A 13,608-nucleotide genomic window follows, 5' to 3' on the forward strand; every position below is an offset into this window, starting at 1 on the left:
TCGGAAACGCGACAAGCAAAATGCCCAAGGAAGGATTGCCATGCTCGATCATACCGGCATCGTCGTCACCGATCTCGCCAAGGCCCGCCGCTTCTACGACGCCATCGCCGCCGCGCTCGAATTGCAAACGGCCGACAATGGCGAGGAGGCCTTCCTCTTCGGCAAAAGCGCCGAAGAGCGAATCCCCTATCTGTGGATCGGCGTCACCCGCCCCTCCTATTGGGTAGAGGGCTCGCGGGCCGGCCTCAACCAGATGCATGTGGCTTTTCAGGCCAGGAACAAAGCCATGGTCGACGCCTTCCACCAGGCCGCCCTGGCCAATGGCGGCACCGACAATGGCCCGCCCGGCCCGCGTCAGGGCGCCGGCGATTATTACGGCGCCTTCGTGCTCGACCCGGACGGCAATAATATCGAAGCCTGCTGGCAGGGCGATGTCCCTAATTATCGCGAATAGGCCACCCAGCCGCGAAAGCTCAGGGCCGCGTAAAACAGGCTGACATCGCCAAAGCCGGCCGCCTCCAGCAGCGCCTCCTCTTCCGCCGGCGCCAGAATGGTCAGCTTGGTGCTCATGGCCTGTAACGCATTGTCCAATTGCGCCCCGCTCGCCGTCACGCCATCGGCATAGCCGGAATGGCGGGCGATCCAGCGCGACCGCTCCGGTTCGTCCTGCGGAAAACTGATATGCGCCAGCACCAGCGGCGCACCGGGCCGCAAGCGCCGCCGCAGGGCGCGCAATGTCTCCAGGCGCTGCTCGCGCCCGATAAAATGAAAGGTGAGCAGGCTCACCGCCCCATCGAACGGCCCCTCCGGCGCCGCCTCCACATAGCCTTCATGCAGGGCCACCCGCGTCACCAGCGGCCCCAATACCTGCCGCGCCAGCGCCAGCATGTCGGGTGATGGATCGACGCCATCGAACGTCCAGCCCGCATGCGCCTCGGCCAGCGCCTTCAATTCCAGTCCGCCGCCGGCCCCCAAAACCAGGAGCCGCCCATCCGCCGACACTCGTTCGGCCAGCAGCATCGACACCATGCGATGCAGGCTCTCAAATCCCGGCACCTGCCGCTGCGGTCTTTGCGCATAGCCGGCTGCGGCCTGCGCATCGAAGAGACTGCCACCCATATCGCTGCATCCTTTTGTTCGTCAGCCATTTCCCCGACGAAAAAAGCCGCCGAATGTGCCCGGCGGCTTCATCTCCGTCAGCCCCTGAAGATCAGGCCGACTTGTTCTTGTTGTAAAGGTCGAAGAACACGGCGGCGAGCAGCACCACGCCCTTGATCATCTGCTGCCAGTCGATATTGACGCCCATGATCGACATGCCGTTATTCATCACGCCCATGATGAAGGCGCCGATCACCGCGCCGGCGACCTGGCCGACGCCGCCCAGCGCCGAGGCGCCGCCGATGAACACCGCCGCGATCACGTCGAGCTCCAGCCCCTGCCCCGCCTTCGGCGTCGCCGAATTGAGGCGCGCCGCATAGATCATGCCGGCCAGGGCCGCCAGCGCCCCCATGATGGCGAAGATGTAGAACGTGGTCCGCTCGGTCTTGATGCCCGACAAAGCCGCCGCCTTGAGATTGCCGCCCAGCGCATAGATGCGGCGGCCGAAGGTCATGCGCTTGGTCAGGAACACGAAGCCCGCGATCAGCACCCCCATCACCACCAGCACATTGGGCAGCCCGCGATAGGAGGCCAGCATATAGGCGAAGAACAGCACCAGCCCGGCAATGACCAGATTCTTGACCACGAACAGGCTGAACGGCTCGACGTCATAGCCGCGCGCCTTGCGCCTGGCCCGGGTGCGGATCGAGAAGAAGACCGTCGCCACTATGGCCAGGATGGCGATGACCATGGTGGTGGTGTGCAGCACCACGTTCTGGCCGTTCTCGGCCAGCCAGGGCATGGTCGTCGGCCCGATGAAATCGGGAATGAAGCCCGCCGACAGCATCTGGAATTCGGCCGGGAACGGGCCGACCGACTTGCCGGCCAGGATCGCCAGCGACAGGCCCTTGAAGATCAGCATGCCGGCCAGCGTCACGATAAAGGCGGGGACGCGATGATAGGCGATGATATAGCCCTGCGCCGCCCCGACGACCGCGCCGGCCACCAGGCAGATTGCCCCGGCGACGATGGGATGGGCGAGAAAAGCCAGCTCCGGCGGAAACCGCCAGCCCACCATCAGCATCGCCGCCAGCGCCCCGATAAACCCGGAAACCGAGCCCACCGACAAATCGATATGCCCGGCCACGATCACCAGCAGCATGCCCAGGGCCATGACGATGATATAGGAGTTCTGCAGGATGATATTGGTCAGGTTCACCGGCTTGAACAGCACGCCATTGGTGAAATACTGGAAGAACAGCATGATGAGGATGAGCGCCAGCAACAGGCCGTAATCGCGCATATTGGCCCGCAAGGCGCCGATCAGGGACAGCTCGTGGCTCTGGGCCTGTTCGGCCGGGATTCCGGTCGGTACGGTTTCGGTCGTCATGATGCCTTTCCTTCAGCGCGCACGATGGAGCGCATGATCTTTTCCTGGCTCGCCTCGCTGGTGGGCATCTCGCCCACGATGCGGCCTTCGTTCATTACATAGAGGCGGTCGGTGATGCCGAGCAGTTCCGGCATTTCCGAGGAGATCATCAGGATCGCTTTGCCCTGCGCCGCGAGCTGGTTGATGATCGTGTAGATTTCATATTTCGCGCCCACATCGATGCCGCGCGTCGGCTCGTCGAGAATGAGCACGTCGGGATTGGCGTAGAGCCATTTGCTCAGCACCACTTTCTGCTGATTGCCGCCGGAAAGATTGCCCGTCACCTGATAGACGCTGGAGGAGCGGATATTGGTCTTTTTCCGGTAATCGTTGGCGACATCCAGCTCGGCCAGATCGTCGATCACCCCGAAGCGCGACACGCCCTTGAGATTGGACAAAGTGGTATTGTGCTTGATGTGGTCGATGAGGTTGAGCCCGAAGGTCTTGCGGTCCTCGGTGGCATAGGCGAGGCCCCGCGCCACCGCCTTGCCCACGCTGGACATGTCCACCTTCTTGCCATGCATGAACACCTCGCCGGTAATCTTCTGCCCATAGGAGCGCCCGAACAGGCTCATGGCGAATTCGGTGCGCCCCGACCCCATTAGCCCGGCAATCCCCACCACTTCGCCCTTGCGCAGGACCATGTCGATATTCTTGATCACCTGCCGCTCGCGGTGCTGCGGGTGATAGACGCTCCAGTTCTTCACCTCCAGAACCACCTCGCCCACATTGGGCGTATGGGGCGGATAACGGTCTTCCAGCGCCCGCCCCACCATCGAGGTGATGATCCGGTCCTCGGAAATATCCTGCTTGTCCATGGTCTCGATGGTGCGCCCGTCGCGAATGACGGTGATGCGGTCCGAAACGCGGGACACTTCGTTGAGCTTGTGGGAAATCAGGATCGAGGTAATGCCCTGCTGCTTGAATTCCAGCAGCAGATCGAGCAGCGCCTGGCTGTCCTTTTCCGACAGCGACGCGGTCGGCTCGTCCAGGATGAGCAATTGCACATGCTTGGAAAGCGCCTTGGCGATCTCCACCAATTGCTGCTTGCCCACCCCGATATTGGTCACCAGCGTGTCCGGGTCCTCGTTGAGCCCCACCATGGCCAGCAGCTTGCGCGCGCCGTCACGGGTCTCGTCCCAGTCGATCACCCCGTTCCTGGCCTGCTCATTGCCCAGGAAGATGTTTTCGGCGATCGACAGCAGCGGCACCAGCGCCAGCTCCTGATGGATGATGACGATGCCCTTGTCCTCGCTGTCGCGAATGGAGCGGAAGGACTGTTCCTCGCCTTTGTAGATGATCTGTCCGTCATAGGAGCCGTGCGGATAGACCCCGCTCAGCACCTTCATCAGGGTGGACTTCCCCGCCCCGTTCTCGCCGACAATGGCGTGGATTTCGCCTTCCCGCACATCCAGATTGACGTTCTGCAGCGCCTTGACGCCGGGAAAGGTCTTGGTGATGCCGCGCATCTCCAAAATGGTATTGGTCATATATAGGACCTATCGCTCAATAGACCTCATCCTCAACCTCCTGAGCTTGTCGACGGGCGAAGCACGAGGTCGGGGCACGAGATCCCGGCGCACGTCCTCCTGGTTCGACAGGCTCACCATGAGGCCTCATGGGTTCTCCACAGGACCCGCTTGCGCGGGGAATGGGGGAGCGCATTTTTCGTCCGCCGCATGAAGATCGGCTCCATCGCCTCCCTCCCCTCAATTTGGAAAGTGTTTACATCGGGCACTTCGAGTCAAGCTGCCTCGGGACGTGAGGCCCTTAGTCCCCTCCCCCTTGAGGCGAGGGCCGGGGGACGGGGTGCTGCGCCGAAGCAAGCCGCCGATGTAAACACCCCCTCAATTAGGGAGGGGGCGCAGGAACTCTTGTTTCTGCGCCCCGGATTCACGTCCCCGAAAGGCCTCGCCTCCGACGAAGCCCTCCCGTTTGCCGGCAGCTTACTCCAGCTCTTCCGCCTGGATATAGCCCGAGGCGATCACGCGTTCCTCGTAATTGGTGGCATCCACTTCATACGGGGTCAGCAGGATCGAGGGCACGACCTTGACGCCATTGTCATAGGTGGTGGTGTCGAGGCCGCCCGGCTCTTCGCCCGACAGCACGGTGTCGAGCAGCTGTGCGGTATACTGGGCCAGTTCGCGGGTATCCTTGAACACGGTCGAATACTGCTCGCCGGCGATGATCGCCTTGACCGAAGGCACTTCGGCGTCCTGGCCGGTCACGATCGGCCAGGCGAGGTCGCCCGAGCCATAGCCCACGCCGCGCAGCGACGAGATGATGCCGCGGGAAAGCCCGTCATAGGGCGCCAGCACGCCATGGACCACCGAGCCGTCCGAATAATTGGCGGACAGGATATTGTCCATGCGGGCCTGGGCCACCGCACCGTCCCAGCGCAGCGTACCGACCACGTCCATGCCCTGCTGGCCGGACTTGATGATCACGTCGCCGGAATCGATCAGCGGCTGCAATACGGCCATGGCGCCGTCATAGAAGAAGAAGGCATTGTTGTCGTCGGGCGAACCGCCGAACAGCTCGACATTCCACGGCTTGTCATTGGGGAAGCGCTCTTCGAGCCCCTTCACCAGGCTGGTGGCCTGCAGCACGCCCACCTGGAAATTGTCGAAAGTGGTGTAATAATCGACATTGCCGCTGTCGCGGATCAGGCGGTCATAGGCCACGACCTTCACGTCCTGGTCGGCGGCCTGCTGCAACACGGCGCTGAGGGTGGTGCCGTCGATCGAGGCGATCACCAGCGCGTCCACGCCCTTGGTCACCATGTTTTCGATTTGGGCGAGCTGGTTCGGAATATCGTCTTCCGCATATTGCAGGTCGACCGAATAGCCCATGCCTTCCAGCGCGGACTTCAGCTCATTGCCGTCCGAAATCCAGCGCAGCGACGACTGGGTCGGCATGGCGATGCCAATGGCGCCCTTGTCCTGGGCCAGCACGGCGGACGCGGCAGTGGTCACCAGCGCGCCGGCGGTCAGCACCGTCATGATTGATTTAAACAATTTCACGTCTCGACTCCCTTTGATATTCGAGATGATTTTCTTCTGGTCGCGAGGGGCCCGGATCAGTCAGGCAGTTGCGGCCTTGGCGGCACCGCAATCGGCCGGCGCCAGGCGTTGCTTCACTGGCCCGAACTGCTTGAAATTCTCCGGTACGAACGGCTTTCAGCCGTAAAACACCCCCCAGTCCATGCCTCAGACGCTAAGATAATCAGATAGGTCTGTAAAGCATCATCTCGCGTCCTATTCATTTTTTTCGATGCTAGAATAATAGATTGAGCCCGGTTGCAGCGGCGTTTCGCCGACGCTATGGTGCCGGAAAAGGGAAAGAACATCCCCGTATCTCGCTGGCTAAGGGCCGGTATAGACGCAAAGGTATCAGATACCTTTTAGGAGGCCGACTATTCAGACCGGCGACAATCGCCCCGACCAGCCCAGCGCCGCCAATGCGGTCGCCGATGATCTGGCGGACATAATCCTGACCCGGATGGCGCCCGGCGCCAGCCTGCCCAGCGAAGCGGAACTGGCCGAGCGCTATGCCGTCAGCCGCCTGACGGTGCGCGAGGCGGTCAAGCTCCTGGCCGGGCGCGGCCTGGTCGATCTGGCGCGCTGCCGCCGGGCCATGGTGCGCGAGCCCGACGGCGCTGCCTTTGCCGATTTTCTGGTCTCGGTGCTGCACAACGATTCCAAGGGCCTGTTCGACCTGGTCGAAGTGCGGCTGTCGCTGGAAGTGCAATCGGCCACCCTCGCCGCCAAGCGCGCCAACCGCGCCGGCATCGCCGCCATCGAAAGCGCCCTTCAGGGCATGCGCGACGCCGAGGCGGCCGACGATGCCGACGCCGAGGAACGCTTCCACAATTTCGACGTCGGCTTTCATGAAGCCGTCGCCCTGGCCAGCGGCAACCGCATTCTGGGCTATCTGTTCGAGGCCATGGCCGGCCCCTTGCGCAGCGGCATCCAGATCAGCCGCCAGGGCCATGCCAATCGCGGCCATACCCTGCGCGACACCATCGACGCCCACCAGCGCATCCTCGACGCCATCCGCGCCGGCAATGCCCGCGCCGCCGCCGAGGCCATGCGCCTCCATCTCAGGAATACCGAACGCGATATCAGCAATGCGTTGAGCGATATGGGCACACCGCCCTCCACCCGCCGAAGCGCGCGCTAGCGCGGCGCACGCTCCATTTGATACGGGGGCATGTTGAAGTAGACCCTCATCCTGAGCCTGTCGAAGGACGAGGTCGGGTAACTCGGTGTCCGCGACCTCGTGGTTCGGCAAGCTCACCATGAGGTCTTGCCGATCATTTCAGTTCGAGCGTGAAACGATCGAACGCATCGGCTCTTGCCCGCCCCGCCCTCATGGGAGAAGAAGACGCAGTCCCAGGCACCGAGCACAGACCCATGACCGCCAAACTCTCTCTCGCCGCCCTGCCCTCGATCGCCGGCGCCGCCACGCCCACCTATGCCCGCCAGGACCTCAAGCCCGGCATAGTCCATTTCGGCGTCGGCAACTTCCATCGCGCCCACCAGGCCGTCTATCTCGATGCGCTGTTCAATACCGGCGCGGATCATGATTGGGCCATTATCGGCGCCGGCGTCCGGCCATCCGACGCCGCCATGCGCGAGGCCCTGGGCCGGCAGGATTGGCTGACCAGCGTGGTCGAGCAGGAAGCCGGTTCCACCACGGCGCGCATCACCGGCGCCATGGTCGATTATCTCGAACCCGGCGACAGCCGGGCCGTGATCGCCGCGCTCACCGATCCCGCCATCCGCATCGTGTCCCTCACCATCACCGAGGGCGGCTATTATATCGACCCGGCCTCGCAGAAATTCGACCCGGCACATCCCGACATCGCCTACGACGCCGCTCACTTCCATGCGCCGAAAACCGCGTTCGGCCTCATCCTCGCCGGCCTGGTGCAACGCCGCGCCGCCGGCATCGCGCCGTTCACGATCATGTCCTGCGACAATATCCCCGGCAATGGCCAGGTCACGCGCAACGCCGTCGCCGGCCTTGCTGCCCTCATCGACCCGGCCCTGGCCGATTGGATAAAATCCTCCATCGCCTTTCCCAATGGCATGGTCGACCGCATCACCCCCGCCACCTCCGCGCGCGAGATCGACCTGCTGGCCGACACTTTCGGCATCGAGGATTCCTGGCCCGTCTTCTGCGAAAGCTTCAACCAATGGGTGCTGGAGGATAATTTCCCCGCCGGCCGCCCCGCCTTGGAGACGGTGGGCGTGCAGTTCGTCGGCGATGTCGCGCCCTATGAGCACATGAAGATTCGTATCCTCAATGGCGGCCACGCCACCATTGCCTATCCGGCCGGGCTGCTCGACATCCACTTCGTGCACGAGGCGATGGAACATCCCCTCGTCTCCGCTTTCCTCAGGAAGGTCGAGACCGAGGAGATCATCCCCATCGTGCCGCCGGTGCCCGGCACCGACCTGTATGAATATTTCGCGCTGTGCGAAAAACGCTTCGCCAATCCCAAGATCGGCGACACTGTCCGCCGCCTCGCCCTTGATGGGTCCAATCGTCAGCCCAAATTCATCATTCCCAGTGCTTTGGACCGCGCTAATGCTAACAATGCGTTAACCGGATTGGCCTTGGTGTCAGCCTTATGGTGCCGCTATTGTTTCGGCACCACCGAGAGCGGTGCCATCATCGGACCCAATGATCCGAACTGGGACCGCCTCACCGCCCAGGCAAGAAAAGCCCGAGAAAAACCCGCCGCCTGGCTCGATATGAGCGACATCTATGGCGACCTCGCCCAAGCGCCATCCTTCGCATCTTCCTTTACCAAGTCATTGAATTTCCTGTGGAAAGAAGGAACGGCAGCGACACTCGAAGCCTATCTGGCCGACCGTCTCTAGTCCGCTCCCATCGCTTCGGTTATGGTCCGGCCCGAAGCAAAAAGAGAGGGCGGGCGTGTCGCAAGACTTCCTGGTCGGCGTGGATGTAGGAACGGGCAGCGCCCGGGCCGGTATTTTCACACGCGACGGTAAACTATTGGGGCGCCACGAAAATCCGATCCTGATGCGGCGCGAAGACGCCAATTTCGCCGAGCATGACAGCAGCCAGATCTGGTCCGCCGTCTGTGCCGCCGTCCGCGGCGCCATGGCGGCCGCCGGGGCCGATCCCGCCGCCATTGCCGGCATCGCCTTCGACGCCACCTGCTCCCTCGTCGTCCGCGATGGTGACGGCGAGCCCGTGACCGTCTCCCGCAACGGAGAAGATCGTTGGGATACAATAGTTTGGCTCGACCATCGGGCGCTGGACGAGGCCGAGCAATGCACCCGCACCGGTCATGAAGTGCTCGATTATATCGGCGGCGTCATGTCGCCGGAAATGGAAGTGCCCAAGCTGATGTGGCTCAAGCGCCACCTGCCGCAAAGCTGGCAGCGCGCCGGGATGATGTTCGACCTCGCCGACTTCCTCTCCTGGAAAGCCACCGGCTCCCTCGCCCGATCCCAATGCACTCTGGCCACCAAATGGACCTATGCGGCGCACCAAGCCATTGGGTGGAAAGAAGATTTTCTGACACAGGTCGGCCTCGAGGACCTGGTCGCCAAGGCATCCCTGCCCGAAAAAGCCTCCCCGATAGGCGCCGATCTCGGCCCCCTGACCCCGATTGCCGCCGAACAACTGGGCCTCACCACCAGGTGCCGCGTCGGCGCCGGATTGATCGATGCCTATGCCGGGACATTGGCAGAATTGGGTCCCCTCACCGCCCGTCCCGAGGAAATGGACCGGCACAGCGCCCTCATCGCCGGCACCTCCAGTTGCGTCATGTCCATGTCGCGGCAAAGCCTTGCCGTGAAAGGCATTTGGGGGCCGCATCTGGGCACTATCCTGGACGGATATTGGCAGTTGGAGGGCGGCCAATCCGCGTCCGGCGCCCTGCTCGACCACATCCTGCGCTGGCACGGCGCCGGCGGCGAGCCCAGCGCTCAACTGCACCAAGCCATCTGCGACCGCGTCATGGAACTGCGCGCCGAGGCTGGCCCTGCCTTTGCCAGCCGCCTGCATGTCCTGCCCGATTTCCACGGCAACCGTTCGCCATTGGGCGATCCAAATGCCCTCGGCGTGATTTCCGGCCTGACGCTCGACAGCGATTTCGACAGCCTCTGCCGCCTCTATTGGCGCAGCTGTGTCGGCATCGCCTTGGGTATCCGCCATATCCTGGAAACCATGAGCGGAGACCGCTCCCCCGTCGAATACCTGCATGTCATTGGTGGCCATACGAAAAATCCGTTGCTGATGGAGCTTTACGCTGACGCGACCGGCTGCATCGTCATCGAGCCCAATACGCCGGACGCCACCTTGCTCGGCATGGCCATGGTGGCCGCCAATGCCGCCGGCCTCTATCCCAGCCTCGACCGCGCCTGCCTCGCCATGCATCGGAGCAGCACGCAACGGCATCCCAATCCGGCGATGCGCCCGCAATTCGACCGCGATTACCGGATTTTCCTCGAAATGCTGAAACAGCGCCAGGCAATCGACGCGCTTGAATAAGCGCGCCCGGGCGCATCGATGGCCGGCAGGGAACCAATATTCCCATCTTCCGTTCTTCTGTCACGCAGCCACTGGCCGTCGCAGGAGACCGAAATGAACCAGTTTCAGATCAGAACGCTTGAAGATGCGGGTCGCACCACCGCCGTGTGGAATTCCGACAGCTTCGATCATCAGCCGCGCTATGCGGACGTCTTCATCGCGCTGCTCCCGGCTTCGCTGATCCTGCTGGCCACCGCCGTGCTGCTCGTTGCGCTGCTTTAAGGGTCGCTCCGCAATATCGGAATTCGCACCAAATTCAGGAGGGCCATATGACGCTTGGCACAATTCTTCTCATCATCCTCATCCTCTTGCTTATCGGCGCCTTGCCGACCTGGGGATATTCGCGCGGTTTCGGCTATTTCCCCTCAGGCATCCTGGGCGTCGTGCTCATCGTGGTGCTGATCCTGGTGTTGATGGGACGCCTGTAGGCCACCGGCAAAACGGGCACGTTCCGGTCTTTCGGAAACGCACCCATAGCCCATGGATAATCGCCCCCGATCCATGCGCAACCTTCGTCCCGACGAGCGAGAGCTTGTTGGGACGGCTTTCGGGCGGGCATTGGAACCGGCAATTGAGCCGATGCGTTTTCTCTACGATTTAAAAATAGGAGCGTCTTATGGCAACTACGAGTGACATGGCCCCGGGCCGCAAGGGCGGCGCCAGCAAAAATACCACGCCGCAACGCAATACCGATCCGCAGGGCAAGGAGCGTGACCTGGAGGCCCAGGTTGCTCAATTGCAGGACGACCTCAAATCCATCACCGAAACTCTCGGCAAGCTCACCGGCGACAAGGTGGACGAGGCCCGCTCGGTCGCCGCCACCGAATTGCGCGAGCTCAAGCGCAAGGGCCAGCATATGCTGGACGAAGCCCAGGATCAGGCCGAAGCGGTTGAAAAGCAGCTCAAGGATACCATTCGCGAGAAGCCGCTGACGGCGGTGGCAACCGCTCTCGGCGTCGGCTTCGTTCTCGCCCTACTTACCCGGCATTGACCATGGGCTTGCTCGGGCCTTTGACGGCGCTGTTCGGGCTGGAATTGAAAAGCGTTGCGGCCCGGGCTCGGGCCGCCGCCATCCTTTATGGATTGATGGCGCTTTTCCTGCTGGCCGCTGCCATTTTTCTCGTCCTCGCCGCCTATCTGGCTCTGGCAGACCTTTTCAGCCCGATCATTGCCGCTCTTATCCTGAGCGGCGCGTTCTTGCTTCTGACCCTGGCCATCTATGCTGGCACCCTGATCGGCCGGGGCCGGCACCGGCAGGAAGTGGCGGAACAACGTCGCGCCAGCGAATCCGGCGCCTTCGTCACCACGGCAGCCCTCACCGCTCTGCCTATGCTCCTGCGCTCGCCGGCAATAATTCGTTTCGGCTTGCCGGCCGCGGCCGTCGTCGCCTTCGCGCTTCTGCGCGATCGTTCCGACAAGAGCTAGATGATTGCCTATTCCGTCCCGGCAATCTCGCCGGGCCGGACCACCGGCATGGCCCGCGGATGCATCTTGAGTGTCACGCTGGCGTCAAGCGCGATCAATTCGCCATCGATAACAGCGTGATTGCCGCGCCTGCGCTTGGGGAAGCGAAGCACCAGTTCTGGCACCTCCGCTTCGCTGACCAGCGCATTGTCCCGCCATCTGCCGGTAAACACGTCAAGCGCCAGCGCAAGCAGGTCCCGGCCCGTCGTGCCGGCGGCGACATAGACGCCCAATAGCCCGCTATCGAGCCGCGCCGCCACCGGGATCGGACCATCGTCCAAGGGGTTGTTGGATATGGCGACGCCCGAAACCGTCTGGGTTCTCGCGCCATCCGGGCCAATCAATTCAACCAGAAAGCGCGGAGGATTGACGGCGGTTGCGACAATCGCCCGCAGGCTCGCCATCATCTTGCCGACGCGATCTCGATACACCATGCCATTGCGGATGCGGACCAGTCTTGCATGGATGCCCACGCCAAACTGATGCACGAACGGACGTCCATTGGCGGTGGCGATGTCGATATGGTCGATCCGGCCGCGGGCAATGGCGGCCAGCGCCAAATCCAGATCCATGGGCATATCGAGCGCCCGGGCAAAAAGGTTCATCGTGCCGGCCGGCAGCACGGCGAGCGGCTTGCCACTGGCATAGGCCGCTGCCGCCGCTGCCGATATCGTGCCGTCGCCGCCACCCGCCAGCATGACATCCACTGCGGCGTCGCCGGTGGCCTCGGCCAAAGCCGCCTCCACTTCGTCGCCGCCGATCACGCGGCATTCCAGGTCATGGCCTTGCCGCGAAAACACCTCTTCTGCCCGCCGACAAAAATCAGCAAGATCCATGGTACGGAGCGTCCCGCCGTCCCGGTTCAGAATGGCTCTGAAACGCATTCTAAATCTCCAACGCGGCTGCCATGGGTCGCCCGAGCTCGGCCAGATGAGCAGACTAGCCTATCGGCGACAGGTTAGTGCTTCAGTCGAATTTCAATCCGTTTCACTCCTAGGTCGACCAGGAGCACGCCCTGATGCAGAAGCGAGGGAGACAGGCGGCGCGTTCCGGCGCCACCCCGGCGGCCGAGGCTCAACAGATGGTCAACCAGCATTCGTTCCTCCTGCGCCGCCATGACCTGTTGGCGGGACGAACCGTTCTTATCGTCGAGACCGAAATTATCATCGCCCTCAACATGCGGGCAATACTGCAAAATCTTGGAGCGGGCCCGGTCGTGATGATGACCAGTCCGCAGGAATTCCACCGCCGCCGCACATCATGGGACGACGTGGTTCTGGCCATCCTGGAGATGGATTCCCGGCGACCCGATCAGTTGCACCTGGTCCGGGAGGCGCTCGGATCGAGTGTCCCGGTATTGGGCCTGACCGCCGACAGCCAATTGCAGAGCGCCATGCCGGAATTTTCCGGCATGGCGATATTGGTCAAGCCCGTACCCGACGATGCTCTGGCGGTGGCCGTGCTGCATCTGCTGCATGGCCCCGGCGATCAGAACGAGTGATTGCCCGAGGTCACCTGCGAGGAAACCGCATCCGGACCATAATCGGCTTCGCCGCTGATCTGCAGCAATTCAGTCAGGCGCGACCGTGCCCGGCTGACCCGGCTTTTCATCGTGCCGATGGCGCAATCGCAGATCGCCGCCGCTTCCTCATAGGAAAAACCGGAGGCGCCGATCAGGATGATCGCCTCGCGCTGGTCATCAGGCAATTGCGCCAGAGCCTTCTTGAAATCCTCAAGGTCCATGGCGCCATATTGCGATGGATGCACGGAGAGGCGTTCGGTGAAAATACCGTCGCTGTCCTGCACTTCCCGGCCGCGCTTGCGCATCTGGCTGTAGAATTCGTTACGCAGGATCGTGAATAGCCAGGCCTTGATATTGGTGCCCATCTGAAAGCTGGTCTGCTTGGCCCAGGCCTTCATCACCGTATCCTGCACCAGATCGTCGGCCTTGTCGTGCTTGCCGGTCAAGGACACGGCAAAGGCGCGCAGACTGGGCAGCGTGGCGAGCATCTCGCGTTTGAACGAGGTTCCTTCGGCACTCATGC

The 13,608-nt window shown here is 62.6% G+C and carries 15 protein-coding genes; 9 read left to right on the plus strand and 6 right to left on the minus strand.

Translation table 11 applies throughout. From position 1 onward, the window contains the following. The first annotated feature begins 40 nt into the window (after positions 1 to 40). The gene (locus O9Z70_RS10615; RefSeq protein ID WP_286018793.1) at positions 41 to 454 is read left to right on the plus strand and encodes a VOC family protein; all 414 of its coding nucleotides are present in this window, start codon (positions 41 to 43) and stop codon (positions 452 to 454) included. On the opposite strand, the gene O9Z70_RS10620 is transcribed toward O9Z70_RS10615, so the two are convergent. The 4 genes from O9Z70_RS10620 to chvE all read right to left on the minus strand — a co-directional run bounded on the left by O9Z70_RS10620 (position 442) and on the right by chvE (position 5,529). Beyond that, positions 442 to 1,119, minus strand: a complete 678-nt coding sequence (locus O9Z70_RS10620) for a class I SAM-dependent methyltransferase (protein ID WP_286018794.1) — start codon at positions 1,117 to 1,119, stop codon at positions 442 to 444. The genes O9Z70_RS10615 and O9Z70_RS10620 overlap by 13 nt on opposite strands. A 91-nt stretch (positions 1,120 to 1,210) precedes the next feature. After that, complete coding sequence (mmsB, locus tag O9Z70_RS10625) at positions 1,211 to 2,488, minus strand: multiple monosaccharide ABC transporter permease (protein ID WP_286018795.1); 1,278 nt, start codon at positions 2,486 to 2,488, stop codon at positions 1,211 to 1,213. Beyond that, positions 2,485 to 4,017 (minus strand): multiple monosaccharide ABC transporter ATP-binding protein, encoded by a 1,533-nt coding sequence (gene mmsA, locus O9Z70_RS10630; protein ID WP_286018796.1) that lies wholly within the window; start codon positions 4,015 to 4,017, stop codon positions 2,485 to 2,487. Before mmsA ends, mmsB begins: the two co-directional genes overlap by 4 nt. A gap of 456 nt (positions 4,018 to 4,473) precedes the next feature. Then, complete coding sequence (gene chvE / locus O9Z70_RS10635) at positions 4,474 to 5,529, minus strand: multiple monosaccharide ABC transporter substrate-binding protein (RefSeq protein WP_286021994.1); 1,056 nt, start codon at positions 5,527 to 5,529, stop codon at positions 4,474 to 4,476. Positions 5,530 to 6,028: 499 nt separating this feature from the next. On the opposite strand from chvE, the gene O9Z70_RS10640 reads away from it, so the two are divergent. From O9Z70_RS10640 to O9Z70_RS10670, 7 genes are all read left to right on the plus strand, one after another. Continuing rightward, on the plus strand, positions 6,029 to 6,709 hold the full coding sequence (locus O9Z70_RS10640; protein ID WP_502870124.1) for a FadR/GntR family transcriptional regulator: 681 nt from the start codon (positions 6,029 to 6,031) through the stop codon (positions 6,707 to 6,709). Between the two features lie 233 nt (positions 6,710 to 6,942). Then, positions 6,943 to 8,418 carry a mannitol dehydrogenase family protein gene (locus O9Z70_RS10645; RefSeq protein WP_286018797.1) on the plus strand — a complete coding sequence of 492 codons (1,476 nt, stop codon included), beginning with the start codon at positions 6,943 to 6,945 and terminating at the stop codon, positions 8,416 to 8,418. Positions 8,419 to 8,473: 55 nt separating this feature from the next. Next, complete coding sequence (locus tag O9Z70_RS10650; protein ID WP_286018798.1) at positions 8,474 to 10,060, plus strand: FGGY-family carbohydrate kinase; 1,587 nt, start codon at positions 8,474 to 8,476, stop codon at positions 10,058 to 10,060. A 93-nt stretch (positions 10,061 to 10,153) separates the two neighbouring features. Then, the gene (locus tag O9Z70_RS10655; protein WP_286018799.1) at positions 10,154 to 10,321 is read left to right on the plus strand and encodes a hypothetical protein; all 168 of its coding nucleotides are present in this window, start codon (positions 10,154 to 10,156) and stop codon (positions 10,319 to 10,321) included. Positions 10,322 to 10,368: 47 nt separating this feature from the next. Next, positions 10,369 to 10,527: a DUF3309 family protein gene (locus O9Z70_RS10660; protein ID WP_286018800.1), complete on the plus strand. Its 159-nt coding sequence runs from the start codon at positions 10,369 to 10,371 to the stop codon at positions 10,525 to 10,527. Between the two features lie 188 nt (positions 10,528 to 10,715). Continuing rightward, positions 10,716 to 11,090, plus strand: coding sequence for an ElaB/YgaM/YqjD family protein (locus O9Z70_RS10665; protein ID WP_286018801.1), 375 nt, complete (start codon positions 10,716 to 10,718; stop codon positions 11,088 to 11,090). Between the two features lie 2 nt (positions 11,091 to 11,092). Continuing rightward, a complete protein-coding gene (locus tag O9Z70_RS10670; RefSeq protein ID WP_286018802.1) occupies positions 11,093 to 11,524 on the plus strand; it encodes a hypothetical protein in 432 nt (143 codons plus the stop codon). 8 nt (positions 11,525 to 11,532) lie between these two features. On the opposite strand, the gene O9Z70_RS10675 is transcribed toward O9Z70_RS10670, so the two are convergent. Then, on the minus strand, positions 11,533 to 12,447 hold the full coding sequence (locus tag O9Z70_RS10675; RefSeq protein WP_286018803.1) for a diacylglycerol/lipid kinase family protein: 915 nt from the start codon (positions 12,445 to 12,447) through the stop codon (positions 11,533 to 11,535). A 134-nt stretch (positions 12,448 to 12,581) separates the two neighbouring features. Between O9Z70_RS10675 and O9Z70_RS10680 the strand changes: the two genes are divergently transcribed. After that, on the plus strand, positions 12,582 to 13,064 hold the full coding sequence (locus O9Z70_RS10680) for a response regulator (protein WP_286018804.1): 483 nt from the start codon (positions 12,582 to 12,584) through the stop codon (positions 13,062 to 13,064). Here the strand turns inward: O9Z70_RS10680 and O9Z70_RS10685 are convergent. Next, the gene (locus O9Z70_RS10685) at positions 13,052 to 13,606 is read right to left on the minus strand and encodes an RNA polymerase sigma factor (RefSeq protein WP_286018805.1); all 555 of its coding nucleotides are present in this window, start codon (positions 13,604 to 13,606) and stop codon (positions 13,052 to 13,054) included. The two genes, O9Z70_RS10680 and O9Z70_RS10685, sit on opposite strands and share 13 nt — an antisense overlap. Between the last annotated feature and the right edge of the window lie 2 nt (positions 13,607 to 13,608).

The organism is Devosia sp. YIM 151766, assembly GCF_030285925.1.
Classification (GTDB): Bacteria; Pseudomonadota; Alphaproteobacteria; order Rhizobiales; family Devosiaceae; genus Devosia.

Coding starts and splice junctions, on each gene's coding strand:
- O9Z70_RS10615 (WP_286018793.1), top strand. CDS start 41: ATGCTCGATCATACCGGCATCGTCGTCACCGATCTCGCCAAGGCCCGC.
- O9Z70_RS10620 (WP_286018794.1), bottom strand. CDS start 1,119: ATGGGTGGCAGTCTCTTCGATGCGCAGGCCGCAGCCGGCTATGCGCAA.
- mmsB (WP_286018795.1), bottom strand. CDS start 2,488: ATGACGACCGAAACCGTACCGACCGGAATCCCGGCCGAACAGGCCCAG.
- mmsA (WP_286018796.1), bottom strand. CDS start 4,017: ATGACCAATACCATTTTGGAGATGCGCGGCATCACCAAGACCTTTCCC.
- chvE (WP_286021994.1), bottom strand. CDS start 5,529: ATGACGGTGCTGACCGCCGGCGCGCTGGTGACCACTGCCGCGTCCGCC.
- O9Z70_RS10640 (WP_502870124.1), top strand. CDS start 6,029: ATGGCGCCCGGCGCCAGCCTGCCCAGCGAAGCGGAACTGGCCGAGCGC.
- O9Z70_RS10645 (WP_286018797.1), top strand. CDS start 6,943: ATGACCGCCAAACTCTCTCTCGCCGCCCTGCCCTCGATCGCCGGCGCC.
- O9Z70_RS10655 (WP_286018799.1), top strand. CDS start 10,154: ATGAACCAGTTTCAGATCAGAACGCTTGAAGATGCGGGTCGCACCACC.
- O9Z70_RS10660 (WP_286018800.1), top strand. CDS start 10,369: ATGACGCTTGGCACAATTCTTCTCATCATCCTCATCCTCTTGCTTATC.
- O9Z70_RS10665 (WP_286018801.1), top strand. CDS start 10,716: ATGGCAACTACGAGTGACATGGCCCCGGGCCGCAAGGGCGGCGCCAGC.
- O9Z70_RS10670 (WP_286018802.1), top strand. CDS start 11,093: ATGGGCTTGCTCGGGCCTTTGACGGCGCTGTTCGGGCTGGAATTGAAA.
- O9Z70_RS10675 (WP_286018803.1), bottom strand. CDS start 12,447: ATGCGTTTCAGAGCCATTCTGAACCGGGACGGCGGGACGCTCCGTACC.
- O9Z70_RS10680 (WP_286018804.1), top strand. CDS start 12,582: ATGCAGAAGCGAGGGAGACAGGCGGCGCGTTCCGGCGCCACCCCGGCG.
- O9Z70_RS10685 (WP_286018805.1), bottom strand. CDS start 13,606: ATGAGTGCCGAAGGAACCTCGTTCAAACGCGAGATGCTCGCCACGCTG.